Origin of the sequence: Paraburkholderia sp. UCT70 (genome assembly GCF_050434085.1) — a bacterium.
Lineage (GTDB): Bacteria > Pseudomonadota > Gammaproteobacteria > Burkholderiales > Burkholderiaceae > Paraburkholderia > Paraburkholderia tuberum.
This window is the reverse complement of sequence record NZ_JBNPVZ010000002.1, coordinates 815,569-828,668: the sequence shown is the minus strand read 5'-3', so window position 1 is coordinate 828,668 and position 13,100 is coordinate 815,569. Positions and strand designations below refer to the sequence as shown.

Below are 13,100 nucleotides of genomic sequence, written 5' to 3'. Positions count from 1 at the left end.
TTCCTGTCTCCATTAATCGTTTGTTTGCAGGCACCTCTGCTTTTGCGCGAGGTACCAATAGTTGAACTATGTTCTATTTTGCACAAGTGTGCAAGATCGATTTATCATTCGCGGAAGGGGATGTTGCGCGCTTTCTGGCTCGCGCCCGCAATCAAAGGGAAACCATGCCGTCCAGCACCACGCACGCCGCCAGCAGACGGGCGACTGCCATCAATGAGCCGCGTGCCACGGCGCGCAGCACGACGCCAGAGCGCATTCTCGACACGGCCGAGCGGCTGTTCGCGATGCACGGCTACTTCGGCACGTCGATTCGCGACATCATGCAGAGCTGTGGCATGGAGCTGAGCCTCGCGCGGTACCACTTCGGCAGCAAAGACGCGCTATTTCAGCAGGCGATCGGCCGTCGCGCCGCGGTGATCAGCCGGCAGGTCATCGAATCGCTCGAGGTCGAACTGGCACCCCTGCAAGGCGAGCGCCCCGACGTGGAAGCAATCGTGACTGCACTTTCCGCACCGGCCTTCGCGCATCTGAAGAGCGGCGATCCGGGGTGGCGAAATTACTTGCGCCTGCTAACCCAGATTGGCTGTCTTCTGGAGCGCCCCGATCTCACGGCGCCGTTTTATGACCAATACGCGCCTGCGGCCGCGCACTACCGTGACGCCTTCGCCAAGGCACTTCCCCGCGTCACGCGGGAGACCGTCGAACTGGTGCAGCATTTCGTCGAGTCCGTGTTTCATCTCGTGCTCAACGAGCTTTACGCGCAGGAAGCGCGCTCCGGAGCCAAGGCACTCACGACAGCACATATCGAGCGCATGCGCACCTATCTGATTCGCTTCGCGGTTGGCGGCATCGAGGCGATGGTCAGCTCCGCCTCGGCCCAACGGGGTTCATGAGCATTGACAGTCGCAGCGACCGTCGTTCACAATTTAGAACATTATTCAGACTTACTGTGGCCGCAGCGAGCCTGCGGCCGTGCGAGATGGAGTTAGCCTCATGACAGCTGGAGACGCAGAGAACATCGCGCTGATCGTCGGGGCGGGTCACGCAGCAGGAGAATGCGCGACCGCGATCCGCGAACAGGGATGGACGGGACGCATCGTGATGGTGGGAGAAGAACCGCATTTGCCCTACCAACGGCCGCCGCTCTCCAAGGCATTCCTGTCGGGCGAATCGACCGCCGAGCAGCTGTACCTGAAACCGCTGTCGACGTACGACAAAGCGCGTGTCGAGTTCATCCCGAACACGCGCGCGCAGCGCATCGACCGTGACGCGAAACGGGTCACGCTGTCCAACGGCAGCGAAATCAGCTATACGAAACTGGTTCTGGCCACCGGCGGCCGCGCGCGGCGCCTCGCGTTGCCGGGTATCGAAGCGACCGAGAAGCTGCAGAATTTTCACTACCTTCGCACGCTCGATCACGTCGCGCGCATTCGAAACCAGTTTCATGCCGGCTCGCGCCTCGTGATCATCGGCGGTGGATATGTCGGGCTGGAAGTGGCTGCGGTAGCCGTGAAGCGCGGCTTGCGCGTCACCGTGCTCGAGGCGTTGCCGCGCGTCCTCGCGCGCGTCACGGCTCCCGAGCTTTCCCGGTTCTACGAGGAAGTTCACCGCGAAGCCGGAGTCGACATCCGTACCAACGCGATCGTGAGTGGCTTCGAACTCGACGCATCCGGCGACGCCGTTGCCGCCGTGTGCTGCGCGGACGGCACGCGCGTCGCCGCGGATCTCGTCATCGTCGGCGTGGGACTGGAGCCCGCCACCGAACTCGCGCAAGCGGCCGGCCTTGCAGTCGACAACGGCATCATGGTCGACGAACACACGCGCACGTCCGACCCGGACATTTTTGCGGTCGGGGATTGCACCAACCACCCCAACCCTTCCCTTGGACGCCGCCTGCGTCTCGAGTCGGTCCCTAACGCGCTGGAGCAGGCCCGCACCGCCGCTGCGTCGTTGTGCGGCAAGGAGCGTGTCTACAACAGCGTGCCGTGGTTCTGGTCCGACCAATACGATCTGAAGCTCAAGATGGTCGGCTTGTCCCTCGGCTACGACGAGTTCGTCCTGCGCGGCGATCCCAAAGCCCGCTCTTTTTCGGCGTTTTATCTTAAGGACGGCGTCATGCTCGCGGCCGATACGGTCAGCCGTGTACCCGAATTCGTGCTGGCCAAGCGTTTCGTTGCCGAGAAAATTCCGGTCCGCGCCGCCGATCTCGCCAACGAATCGATCCCGTTGAAAAGTCTGCTTCCCTAGTCCAATTCATTTTTCAGAGGTTCAGAAGCCATGCCGCTCATTCGATTCATCCAGCCGGACGGCAGCGAGGCCGCCGTAAGCGCCAACGTTGGCGATTCAGTCATGCAAACAGCTGTGAACAATCAGATCCCAGGCATTCTCGGCGATTGCGGGGGCAGCTGCAGCTGCGCAACCTGTCACGCGTATGTCGACGACACCTGGAGGAACCACATGCCAGCGGCGGAATCCTATGAAGTCGACATGCTCACCTGCGCGATGGACGTGCGCGAAAACAGCCGTCTGACATGCCAGATCTTCATGACGCCGGAACTGGACGGGCTGGTGGTGCGTCTGCCCGATCTGACGGCGTAAGCGCGAGGAGCACGGAGGCCTGCCGCACGACGCCGATCACCGACGCTGCCTCAGGCATCGGCGCGGCTGGCGCGGTATCTGACGACGCTCGGCGAACAGGGGATCGGCGTCGATCTCCACGATGCGGAAGTTTGCGCGGACCTCACTCCTTGCATACCTCGCCAGTCCCACGAATGGCTACGTGGCGGGCCAGGAGCCGAAGGCGAGACCGCGCTTACGGCGCTTTCGTCAACGCGTCGATCGCATGCTGTTCGCTGTCGCTCCAGAACGCCGCCCACGTGGGAAATCCTTGCGGAAGGCGCGGCTGATACCGATCGCCTTCATACTTGCCGGGCCAGTTCTGCAAGCGCGGCGCACCGGGGCGAGCGAGCCAGTCCGTCGAATACCAATGCTGTTCGTCGCGACGCTCGAAGCACCACTGCCCGCCGCGCCGCACATAGTGATCGAAGTAGCAGATCGCCATCACCACCCACGCTCCGTTGTCCTCGTGCTCCGCGCGACAATAGACGCTTCCCGTCGCATGGTCGGCATCGATGAAATCGACGACGTGGCCGCAGATCTGGTGAATGCTGCGATAAAAGCCGCGCAGGATATGCTCGGACCCGTAGAACGTCTTCAATGCCGCGCGCCCTACGCCCCATCGGCCGCAATCGACGTCTTCGGCGAACAGTTGCACAAGGCTGTCCAGATCGCGCGAATCGACCGCGAGCGCGTATCGGACCGGCAACTGCTGGATGGCGAGCTGCGCCTCAATGCGCTCGATACGCGCGAGCAGCGCTGATTCCGTCGTCATGCCTTCCCCTTCGTAGCGTTGGCCATCGCGGCCGGGCGCGCGCGGATTTCGTCGGCATAGTAAGGCTGGTGTGAAAGAAGTCCGCCATCGACGTTGAACACCTGGCCCGTGACGAACGCCGCCTCATCCGAAGCGAGGTACACCACCGCGTGTGCAATGTCTTCGGGCTGCCCGAGGCGAGGCGTGAGATGGTGGCTCAGCATCATCTCTCCGGTCTCCCCCGCGTAGTACGCCTGGGTCACCGGCGTGACGATCAGGCCCGGAGCGATCGCGTTGCAGCGTATCCCCTCCTTGCCGTGCTGCGCGGCGACGTAGCGCGTCAGCGCCTCGATACCGGCCTTGCAGACACCGTACGCGCTGTACCCCAGCGCGCCCGCCTGAGCGGCACCGGAAGAGGTATTGATAATCGAACCGCCGCCTCGTGCGCGCATCAGCGGCAGCGCGCACCGCGAAGCCAGCATGGTGCCGCGAAGATTGATGCGCATCGTGTCGTCCCAGACCCCGACGTCGAGTGCCTCGACTGCCGCATCGGCAGTACTGGAAAGCGATGTGGCCGCGGCGTTGTTATGCAGGATATCGAGCCCGCCCCAAGTCTTGAGCGTCAGATCGAACAATGCATCGATCGAACTTTCGTCGCCGATATCGACCTGCGCCGGGACCGCGTGGCCCCCCGCTTCGTTAATACGACGAACCTGTTCCTGCGCGCCTTCGAGATTCAGGTCCGCCACGACGAGCAAGGCGCCCTCCTGCGCGAGCCTGGCGGCACAGGCAGCGCCGATACCGGATGCGGCCCCGGTCACGATGGCAATCTTTTGCTTCACGCGTTGCATGATCTGCTCCCCGTCTCACGCCGTTATCGGTGTCCGGCCGCCTGCTGCAACGCGGTCGAGATGAAAGTCGATATCGCCGAACATCTTCTCCATCATCGTCATCTTGCGGAAGTAGTGCCCTACCGGATATTCCTCGGTGAGCCCCATGCCTCCGTGCAACTGGATGCCCTGCGCGCAAACGAAGCGATTGGCGCGCGCGGCAACGGCTTTGGCCGCCGAGATGACGCGGCTGCGTTCGGCCGCCGGGCCGTTCAGGTGCGCGATCCCGCAGTACAGCATCGAGCGCGCTTCCTGCGTGGCGACGAACATCTCAGCCATGCGATGCTGCAACGCCTGGAACTTGCCGATAGGTTGGCCGAACTGCGAGCGTCCCTTGATGTACTCCGAGGTGATCGCCATCACGGCTTCCATCATGCCAAGGCTCTCGGCCACGCTCGCGAGACTCGCGAGTTCCGTTGCCTGCATGAGCACCTGCAGCGAGCGTTCGGGTCCGACGATCAATGCATCTTCACTGAGCTCGACGTTATGCAGGTCGATATCCGCGGCACGCGATCCATCGAGCAAGCGGTACGACCGGCACGTCACGCCCGCGGCCCGGCGATCGACAATAAAAACGCCCACGCCTTGCGACGCGCCTTCGACTCGCGCGGTCACGAGCAACTGGTCCGCCGACGCGCCGGCGATCACCAGTGTCTTCGCGCCGCTGATCAGGTAACCCGAGGCGCTCTTGAGCGCGTGCGTTTGCGCGTGGCATCCCAGCTTGTACCGGCTGCCCGCTTCGCTGTCCGCGAGCGACAGCAGCAGCGTGCCGTCGATGACGGCGGGCAGCAGCGTCTCACGCCGGCGCCGCGCATCGCCTCGTTCGATGATCGTGGCGCAAAGCAGCGCCGTCTGCACGACCGGCTCGAGCGCCATACCGCGGCCGAGCGCCTCCATCACGATCGCCGTTTCAACGAACGAGCACCCGAGACCGCCGACGTCTTCCGGCATCGTCAGCCCCAGCCAGCCAAGTTCGGCATAGGCGCGCCAATGTTCGCGGCTGAAGCCCTCTTGCTCCGCCGCGATGCGCGTGCGCGCCTCGAATCCATATTCCTGCTGAACGTAGCGCTCCGCGCCGTCTTTCAGCATCAATTGTTCTTCAGAGAAGTTGAAGTCCATGGCTACAGTCCAAAAACCAGCTTGGCAATGATGTTCTTCTGTACTTCGCGCGCGCCGCCATAGATCGTGGATGCGCGAGCGATCAGATAGCCCGACGTGCGGCCGCCGATGTAGTCCGGCCAGTTTTCGTCGACCGCCAGATCACCCTGCGGCTCGCCGTGGTCATCGAAACGCATCGCGCGGGGACCGAGTGCGTCCATTTGCAGCTGCGTCACGCGTTGTTGCATCTCCGACCCGCTGATCTTCAGCGCAGAGACGACCGCATCGAGATTGCGCTCGCTCTTCTCTTCCGCAAGGATGCGGAGCACCGACCATTCGAGCGCCAACAGGTCCGCTTCGACCTCCGCGACCTTGCGCGCGAACCCGGGTGTATCGATGAGCCGCACGCCGTCCTCCCGCTCCTGCCCCGCGATGTCTTTCGCGCGTTGCAGCTCGCGTTTGTTGAAGTACAGGAACGCGCTCGCCGTGCGCTCCTTCTCGAGGAGGTACTTCGCATAGGTCCATCCCATGCCGGCCTCGCCCACGAGATGCGACTTCGGCACACGCACGTTTTCGAGGAACACTTCATTCAGGCCCTTGCCGCCCTCGATCGAAACGATCGGACGCACCGTGATGCCCGGTGTGTCCATTTTGACCAGCAGGAAGGAAATGCCTCGTTGCGGCTTGACGCTCGTATCGGTCTTGACGAGGAAGAAGCCCCAATCGGCAATCGTTGCGTCGCTGGTCCAGATCTTCTGGCCGTTGATCACGTACTCGTCACCGTTGAGCACGGCCGTGGTCTTCAGTCCAGCCAGATCCGAGCCCGCGTTCGGCTCCGAAAAGCCCTGGCACCAGAACTCGTCGCCACGCAGAATAGGCCCGAGAAAACGCTCCCTCTGCCAGTCCGAGCCGAACGCGATGATGACGGGTGCCACCATCTGCGTCGACTGCCAGCCATAGTCCATGGCATCGGCGTTGTACAGCTCTTCCATGAAGATATGCTTGCGCAGCGCGCTCCAGCCGGTGCCGCCATGTTCGACGGGCCAATGGGGCGCACCCCAGCCGCGCTCGTACAGAATGCGCTGCCATCTGCGGATGTCATCGCGCGCAGGCGGATGCACGCCGACACGCCAGCGGCGTGAAATGTCGGCCGGCGCATGTCCACTGAAAAACGTTCTGACTTCCCGACGAAATGATTCGTCTTCCTCGCTATAGCCGAAATGCATGCCTGACTCCTGAATCTCTTGCGCCCTCGTTTGTCTGCTCTGTCGCGCCACTGCGCCGAGCTCGTGCGGGTGCTCCGCCTAGCGGCCTCTGAAAGCTGGGGCGCGTTTTTCTCTCGCGGCGAGCCGACCCTCCGCGGCGTCCTCGGAGTTCACCGCGAGCGCCACCGCGTTCAGTTCCTGCGCAAGAAACTCTTCCATGCCACCGGTGTTCAACCTGAACAACTGCTTGGTCAGCCCGAGCGAGAAAGTCGGGCCGGCCGCCAGCTCGCCAGCCAGCTTTTCGGCGGCCGCGTCGAGCTCGCCATCCTCTGCGAGATGACTCGCAAGACCCATATCGAGTGCGTCCTTGCCGCTCAGCCGGCGATTCAGATACATGATTTCCTTGGCGCGAAACTCGCCGCAATGACGCGCAAGCAGATGCACCATGCCGCCTTCAGGCAAGGTGGCGCGCATCAGGAAGGCGGGAATGAACTGCGCCGTATCGGAAACGATGAGCTGGTCCGCGCACAGCGCAAAGCTCCAGGCAATTCCCACGGCAACGCCTCGTACCGCCGCGACCATTGGCTTGTTCAGGTTGTACAACCGAAGCGCGATCTTCTGATACACCGCCATCGATGCGCGCGCGTGCGCCACACTCATCTGCGGTGGCGCGGCGCCGCTGCCCTTGATGTCGGCACCGGCGCAAAATGCGCGGCCTGCGCCCGTGAGAATCACCGCGCGAATCTCCGGATCCTTTTCGATGCGATCGAGGTGGCCGAGAATCAGATCAAGCATTTCCGGCGTCAGCGCGTTGAGCTTCTCGGGGCGGTTCAGACACAGCGTCGCAACCGCGCCGTTCAATGTGAGTTCAACATCCATGATGTTCGGATCTTCGTTTGAGTTTGGTTCGTCCGTTCGACGGTCTGGTCAACTGCCGCGAGCATGCAGGCGGATCATCCCGTCGCCGAACGGCTCGTCGCGGCGTTTGAGCGCTTCCTTCAGGCCAACCGCTTCCATGTCCGCCTTGAACTGCGCGCGGCGCGGCCCCAGGCTCTGGTGAGCCCGCGAGTCGTTTTCCACCGCGAGCCGCTGAAGCGTGCGCGAACCGGCCAGCTCCAGCCCGATGTTGACAATGCGCTTGTTGGCCGCAAGCAGATCGGCATCGACAAACGACAGTCGGCGTGCCAACTCGCCCACCTCCGCTTCGAGCTGCTCTGCCGGCACCGCATCCATGACGAGCCCGATCTTCGCGGCATCGCGGCCCGTCAGCGAGTCGCCAGACAGCAGCAGGCGCTTCGCCCACTGCGGGCCGACGTGATAGAACCACATATGCGCAGGCGGCGAGCCATTCGCGCGCGTGGCGGGAAAGCCGATCCTTGCGTTGTCGGCGGCGATCACCATGTCGCACGCCAGCGCGAGATCCGTGCCGCCCGCAAGACAGTTGCCATGCACCTGCGCGATGATCGGCTTGTGGATATCGGCCATCAGATTGACCGTCTCCGACTGCCGCTCCATCGACCAGCAGTCGTCGTCGAAGCTGCGAATCGTTCCGCGATAGTCCCCCGGATCAGCGGCGTCCGCGGCCCGATCCGAATACGTCGTCACTAGATCGTAGCCTGCGCAGAAATCGCGGCCAGCTCCCGACAGCACGATCACGTTCACCGATTTGAGGTCGTCGGCTTCGAGCAACGCCGCCTTGAGTTCCTCCAGAAGCGGATTGTTGATGGCGTTGCGCTTGTCCGGACGACTCAGCGTGATACGCGCAATGCGTTCCGCCACTTCAAACTTCACGCATTCCGAAGTTTTCAGCCATTTGGCCATGGTCGATTCTCTCCAATTGAGGCGATTGCCGCTCACTGGGCAAACTGCCTGCGCAGACTCACCTTGCTGATCTTGCCCGTCGGCAGCCTCGGCAATTCGTCGACGAATGCAATGGCTTTCGGACATTTGTAGCTCGCGATCAAGCCGCGACAGAATTCGATCAATTCGGCTTCGCCCGCTTGCTCGCCACGGCGCAAAACGACGATCGCCTTGACGCACTCTCCCCACTTCTCGTGCGGCACGCCGATCACCGCCACGTCGATGACTGCCGGATGCTGTAGCAGCGCATCTTCGACTTCACGGCTGTAGATGTTCTCGCCGCCGGAAATGATCATGTCCTTCTTGCGGTCGACGAGGAAAATGTAGCCGTCCTCGTCCTGGTAGCCCATGTCGCCCGAGCGATACCAGCCATCGCGCAGTGCTTCCACCGTCGCCACGCTGTTGTTCCAGTAGCCACTCAACTGCGTCTGCGAGCGCAGCCAGACCTCGCCGGTCTGGCCTTGCGGCAGATCGTTGCCTTGATCGTCGACGATGCGCAGGTCGATGCCGGGGCACGGGCGCCCCACCGATGCGAGACGCCGCACCTGTTCCGGAGACCCGAGCGGCTTGACCTCATGCGCGGGCAACCAGCAGGCGTTGCTCTCGGTCATGCCGTATTGGACCGAAAACACCGGGCCGAGCGCCTGAATGCCGCGCGACAGCAGCGGTGCAGGCACCGGGGCTGCCGCCGTGACGATGTTTTCGATGCTGGACACGTCATAGCTCGACAGTTCGGGCACGTCGAGGACCGCCTGAAGCATTGCGGCAACCATGAACGTGAAGGTGATCCGTTCTTCGGCGATCGTCTCGAGCATTTGCTTCGGCTCGAAGGCGCGATGCACGACCGTCGTGCCGCCCATCCAGGCCACCGAATTAACGAAGCCAATCCCGCCGACGTGGAACGCCGGCGTCGTCTGTAGCACGCGGGTATTGCCCGAAAACTCCGTCACCAGCGCGCAGCTTTCCGCGGTGACGCACATGGCATGGTGCGTGCGCACGACGCCCTTGGGACGCCCCGTGGTGCCGCTCGTGTACATCAGGTACGCGTAGTCTTCCGGTTTCGAACGGATCGGCGGCCCTTCCACTGGGCCGGCTTTCATCACCGCCTCGAACGAAACGGCCCAATCCGGTGCGTCGCCAATGCAGATGTACTGCTCGATTTCGGGCAGTTGCGAACGCAGTCCGTTCACGACATCGGCATACTGAGCCTCGAATACGAGCGCCTTAGGGGCCGCGTCCTTAAGAATATAAAGAATCTCCGCGGGGGCCAGCCTGAAATTGACGGTTGCCAGAATGAAGCCGGCCCATTCGCATGCACGGTAACTCTCGTAGTACTCCGCGCAATTCATCGCGAGGATCGCAACCCGGTCCTGGCGCCGCAGGCCGCGCTGATATAGCGCTCCCGAAAAGCGGCGTGCACGCTCCGCCAACTGACTGTGCGTCAGACGCCGGTCGGCGTACACGAGCGCCGTGTGATCGGCATGCAAGCGGGCGTTTCGCTCGATCATCTCGCCAAGGGTTCTCATCTCAATCCCGTCGTTGTTTTGTCAGATCGACTGTTAGCCAGCGAGCGTCTGCGGATCGGCCAGCACGGTTCCAATGAATGCGGCGAAGCGCGCCGCGTCGGCTCCGTTGATCACGCGATGGTCGTAGCTGAGCGACAGGGGCAGCATGTTGCGCCAACTGACGCCGCCGTCATCCGCCGGCGCGGCCGCCAGCCGCGTTTTAGTCACGCCGAGAATCGCCACCTCCGGCGCATTGACGATAGGCGTAAAACCAGTACCGCCAAAGCCGCCGAGCGAACTGATCGAAAAGCAACCGCCCGACATCTCTGCCATCGATAAACCCTTTTCGCGAGCCTTCTGCGAAATTGCTGCAAGTTCCACCGAGAGTTCTTCGACGCTCTTCCTGTCGCAATCGCGCAGCACCGGCACGAGCAATCCGAAGCGCGTGTCCACGGCGACCCCGATGTGGAAGTACTTCTTCAGAACGATGTTTTTGCCGTCACCGTCGAGCGACGCGTTGAATTGCGGGAACTCCTGCAAAGCCCGCACCACGGCTTTGATAAGGAAGACGAGCGGCGTCAGCTTAACCGCCGTGCCCGCCTCGTTACGGGCCTTGCGATAGATTTCGAGCGACGTAATATCAGCGTCGTCGTGGTGGGTCACATGTGGGATCGTCAGCCAGTTGCGCGACAGGAAGGCTCCTGTGAGCTTCTGGATGCGCGACACCGGCTTGACTTCCACCTCGCCGAATTCGGCGAAATCGACCTGCGGCCAAGGCGGCAGATTCGCGCCGAAAGCGGGGACTGCAGCCTCGCCGGGGCCGGTATTCACATTGGACTGCGCTCGCGTAGTAACGGATTCGACACTCATCGCGGATCCCTCTTCGAACGACTGTTGGACAGCGTGACGGCCTGCGGCCAATCAGACGATTTCCGCCAGCACCGTGCCGACGGGATACACCTCGCCAACCTGGGCAACGATGCGCAGCGTGCCCGACGCGGGCGACTCGACTTCCTGAATCGATTTGTCGCTCTCGAGCGCATAGAGAATCTGCCCTTCGCTCACGGTTGCGCCGTCGTCCGCCAGCCATTCGGCTAGCGTGCCTTCGTTCATGGAAAAGCCCAGTTTGGGAAGCAGAACTTGTGTGGTCATGACCTTGCTCTATTGATGATGGAATTCCGGGTGTTCGTGCTTGTCATTTCAGCGTCGCGCGAACCGCCGATTCGATTTCGGCCACGCCCGGTACGAACGCGTCTTCGAGTGGCTTGGAGAACGGCACGGGGCAGAATTGCGCGCCTACGCGCTGCACGGGCGCCTTGAGCTCGCGAAACAGGGCTTCGTAGATACGGGATGCGATTTCCGCACCCACGCCGAACGGTTTGACGGCTTCGTGCACGACAACGGCGCGCCCGGTTTTTGCAACCGAAGTCAGGATAGTTTCGGTGTCCAACGGAGAGACGGTGCGCAAATCGATCACTTCGCAGGCGACACCATCTTTCGCCAGCACTTCGGCAGCAGCCATGGCTTCCTGCACGCGGCGGCTGTAGCTGATCACCGTCACGTCGGTACCCGCGCGAATCACGTTGGCTTTGCCAAGCGGGATCGCCACGCCCCGCTCCGGCGCACTGCCCGGATTCCAGTAGGTCGGCATGTTCTCGATGAAAAGGCAAGGGTCGTCATCACGGATGCAGGACAGCATCAAGCCATACGCATCGGCAGGATTCGACGGTGTGACGACCTTGATGCCGGCAACGTGCGCAAACCAGGCCTCGAGGTAGTCGGCGTGCTGACCTCCCGTGCCGAAGCCCGCGCCCGTCATGGTGCGGATGACGAGCGGCACATTGGTCTGTCCGCCCGACATGAACCGCAGCTTCGCGGCGTGATTCACGATCATGTCCATCGCGACGGTCGTGAAGTTCATCAGCATGATTTCCGCCACAGGACGCATCCCGACCATCGAAGCGCCGATTGCCGCACCGATGATGGCCTGCTCCGAAATCGGCGTCGAACGCACCCGCGACGTGCCGTATTTCGACGACAGTCCCTTCGTTACGCCGACAATGCCACCCTCCTGGCCGTCGGCAACGTCTTCACCCAGCACGATTACGTTGGCGTCGGCGGCCATCGCGTCGTCGAGCGCGAAGTTGACCGCCTGGATGGTGTTGATGTTGGTTGGCTGCTGGCTCATGCAAGCACCTCGTCCTTGAAGATGTCGCGCCGAAGCTCCGCGACATCGGGATATTCGCTCGACAGCGTGAATTCGACCGCAGCGTCGATCTGCGCCTCGTGTTCGGCTTCCATCGCAACCAGTTGCTCCTCGGTCGCATGCTTCGCATCGATGAGCCACTGACGGAACAGCGGCACCGGATCCTTCGCGAGCCAGGCGGCCTTTTCGTGCTTGTCCATATAGGCGTCCGGGTCGCCGAACACGTGCCCCTGAAAGCGGAACGTGTTCGCTTCGATCAGCGTCGGGCCGCCGCCGTTGCGCGCGCGCTCGACCGCTTCACGCGCCGCCCTGTGCATCTGAATCGGATCGTTGCCGTTCACCGTGATTCCCGGCATCTGGTACGCGACGGCGCGCTGGGCGATGTTCGGCACGGACGTGCCATACGCGTATTTGGTGTGCTCGGCATAGCCGTTGTTCTGGCAGACGAAAATCACCGGCAACTTCCACACGGACGCCATGTTCAGCGACTCGTGGAAGGCGCCAATGTTTGATGCGCCGTCACCGAAGTAGGCCACGGCCACGCGCGATTCACCACGAATCTGCGCGGCGAGCGCAAGCCCATTTGCGATCGGCATCGAACTGCCGACAATTCCGGTCGTCACCATGACGCCCGACGCGGGATGCGTGACGTGCATCGGGCCGCCCTTGCCTTTGCACGTGCCCGTCACTCGCCCTCCGAGCTCGGCCCAGAGTTCCTTGAGCGGCACACCTTTGGCGATCATGTCGTGGACGCCGCGGTAGATCGTGCAGATGTAGTCGTCGTCGGTGAGACACACCGACATCGCCGACGGAATCACTTCCTGCCCGCGCGGCGAGTAGTACGGCATCACCAGCTTGCCGGCCTTGATAACGGCACGAAAGCGCTCATCGTTCTGCTTGATGAGAGCCATGCGCCTGTAGATGTCGACCAGGACTTCGCTGCTGGGCGGCTGATAGGCATTCATT

At 62.5% G+C, this 13,100-nt stretch carries 14 protein-coding genes; 3 read left to right on the top strand and 11 right to left on the bottom strand.

From position 1 onward, the window contains the following. Window positions 1-86: 86 nt before the first annotated feature. From OKW41_RS06075 to OKW41_RS06065, 3 genes are all read left to right on the top strand, one after another. Window positions 87-893 carry a TetR/AcrR family transcriptional regulator gene (locus OKW41_RS06075; protein WP_429571870.1) on the top strand — a complete coding sequence of 269 codons (807 nt, stop codon included), beginning with the start codon at window positions 87-89 and terminating at the stop codon, window positions 891-893. A gap of 100 nt (window positions 894-993) precedes the next feature. After that, the gene (locus OKW41_RS06070; protein ID WP_429571869.1) at window positions 994-2,247 is read left to right on the top strand and encodes an NAD(P)/FAD-dependent oxidoreductase; all 1,254 of its coding nucleotides are present in this window, start codon (window positions 994-996) and stop codon (window positions 2,245-2,247) included. A gap of 30 nt (window positions 2,248-2,277) precedes the next feature. Then, entirely contained in the window at window positions 2,278-2,598 is a 321-nt protein-coding gene (locus OKW41_RS06065; RefSeq protein WP_429571868.1) for a 2Fe-2S iron-sulfur cluster-binding protein, read from the top strand. 214 nt (window positions 2,599-2,812) lie between these two features. Here OKW41_RS06065 and OKW41_RS06060 read toward each other — a convergent pair whose 3' ends face one another. From OKW41_RS06060 to OKW41_RS06010, 11 genes are all read right to left on the bottom strand, one after another. Beyond that, window positions 2,813-3,391, bottom strand: coding sequence for a nuclear transport factor 2 family protein (locus OKW41_RS06060; protein WP_429571867.1), 579 nt, complete (start codon window positions 3,389-3,391; stop codon window positions 2,813-2,815). Beyond that, window positions 3,388-4,221: an SDR family oxidoreductase gene (locus OKW41_RS06055; protein WP_429292152.1), complete on the bottom strand. Its 834-nt coding sequence runs from the start codon at window positions 4,219-4,221 to the stop codon at window positions 3,388-3,390. Before OKW41_RS06055 ends, OKW41_RS06060 begins: the two co-directional genes overlap by 4 nt. 15 nt (window positions 4,222-4,236) lie before the next feature. Continuing rightward, the gene (locus tag OKW41_RS06050; protein ID WP_429571866.1) at window positions 4,237-5,379 is read right to left on the bottom strand and encodes an acyl-CoA dehydrogenase family protein; all 1,143 of its coding nucleotides are present in this window, start codon (window positions 5,377-5,379) and stop codon (window positions 4,237-4,239) included. A 2-nt stretch (window positions 5,380-5,381) separates the two neighbouring features. Continuing rightward, a complete protein-coding gene (locus OKW41_RS06045) occupies window positions 5,382-6,584 on the bottom strand; it encodes an acyl-CoA dehydrogenase family protein (RefSeq protein ID WP_429571865.1) in 1,203 nt (400 codons plus the stop codon). 78 nt (window positions 6,585-6,662) lie between these two features. Further along, window positions 6,663-7,442 (bottom strand): enoyl-CoA hydratase/isomerase family protein, encoded by a 780-nt coding sequence (locus tag OKW41_RS06040; protein WP_429571864.1) that lies wholly within the window; start codon window positions 7,440-7,442, stop codon window positions 6,663-6,665. Between the two features lie 48 nt (window positions 7,443-7,490). Beyond that, a complete protein-coding gene (locus tag OKW41_RS06035; protein ID WP_429571863.1) occupies window positions 7,491-8,384 on the bottom strand; it encodes a crotonase/enoyl-CoA hydratase family protein in 894 nt (297 codons plus the stop codon). 32 nt (window positions 8,385-8,416) lie between these two features. Beyond that, a complete protein-coding gene (locus OKW41_RS06030; RefSeq protein ID WP_429571862.1) occupies window positions 8,417-9,949 on the bottom strand; it encodes a class I adenylate-forming enzyme family protein in 1,533 nt (510 codons plus the stop codon). Window positions 9,950-9,982: 33 nt separating this feature from the next. Next, on the bottom strand, window positions 9,983-10,669 hold the full coding sequence (locus OKW41_RS06025; protein WP_429571861.1) for a 2-oxo acid dehydrogenase subunit E2: 687 nt from the start codon (window positions 10,667-10,669) through the stop codon (window positions 9,983-9,985). A gap of 180 nt (window positions 10,670-10,849) precedes the next feature. After that, complete coding sequence (locus tag OKW41_RS06020) at window positions 10,850-11,080, bottom strand: biotin/lipoyl-containing protein (protein ID WP_018425497.1); 231 nt, start codon at window positions 11,078-11,080, stop codon at window positions 10,850-10,852. 43 nt (window positions 11,081-11,123) lie between these two features. Next, window positions 11,124-12,116: an alpha-ketoacid dehydrogenase subunit beta gene (locus OKW41_RS06015; RefSeq protein WP_429571860.1), complete on the bottom strand. Its 993-nt coding sequence runs from the start codon at window positions 12,114-12,116 to the stop codon at window positions 11,124-11,126. After that, window positions 12,113-13,099, bottom strand: a complete 987-nt coding sequence (locus tag OKW41_RS06010) for a thiamine pyrophosphate-dependent dehydrogenase E1 component subunit alpha (RefSeq protein WP_429445434.1) — start codon at window positions 13,097-13,099, stop codon at window positions 12,113-12,115. The genes OKW41_RS06015 and OKW41_RS06010 overlap by 4 nt, the downstream gene beginning before the upstream one ends. Window position 13,100 lies beyond the last annotated feature (1 nt).

What these genes read in the sequence shown, in the direction of transcription:
- OKW41_RS06070 (WP_429571869.1), top strand. Translation starts at nt 994, where the DNA reads ATGACAGCTGGAGACGCAGAGAACATCGCGCTGATCGTCGGGGCGGGT.
- OKW41_RS06065 (WP_429571868.1), top strand. Translation starts at nt 2,278, where the DNA reads ATGCCGCTCATTCGATTCATCCAGCCGGACGGCAGCGAGGCCGCCGTA.
- OKW41_RS06060 (WP_429571867.1), bottom strand. Translation starts at nt 3,391, where the DNA reads ATGACGACGGAATCAGCGCTGCTCGCGCGTATCGAGCGCATTGAGGCG.
- OKW41_RS06055 (WP_429292152.1), bottom strand. Translation starts at nt 4,221, where the DNA reads ATGCAACGCGTGAAGCAAAAGATTGCCATCGTGACCGGGGCCGCATCC.
- OKW41_RS06050 (WP_429571866.1), bottom strand. Translation starts at nt 5,379, where the DNA reads ATGGACTTCAACTTCTCTGAAGAACAATTGATGCTGAAAGACGGCGCG.
- OKW41_RS06045 (WP_429571865.1), bottom strand. Translation starts at nt 6,584, where the DNA reads ATGCATTTCGGCTATAGCGAGGAAGACGAATCATTTCGTCGGGAAGTC.
- OKW41_RS06040 (WP_429571864.1), bottom strand. Translation starts at nt 7,442, where the DNA reads ATGGATGTTGAACTCACATTGAACGGCGCGGTTGCGACGCTGTGTCTG.
- OKW41_RS06035 (WP_429571863.1), bottom strand. Translation starts at nt 8,384, where the DNA reads ATGGCCAAATGGCTGAAAACTTCGGAATGCGTGAAGTTTGAAGTGGCG.
- OKW41_RS06030 (WP_429571862.1), bottom strand. Translation starts at nt 9,949, where the DNA reads ATGAGAACCCTTGGCGAGATGATCGAGCGAAACGCCCGCTTGCATGCC.
- OKW41_RS06020 (WP_018425497.1), bottom strand. Translation starts at nt 11,080, where the DNA reads ATGACCACACAAGTTCTGCTTCCCAAACTGGGCTTTTCCATGAACGAA.
- OKW41_RS06015 (WP_429571860.1), bottom strand. Translation starts at nt 12,116, where the DNA reads ATGAGCCAGCAGCCAACCAACATCAACACCATCCAGGCGGTCAACTTC.
- OKW41_RS06010 (WP_429445434.1), bottom strand. Translation starts at nt 13,099, where the DNA reads ATGAATGCCTATCAGCCGCCCAGCAGCGAAGTCCTGGTCGACATCTAC.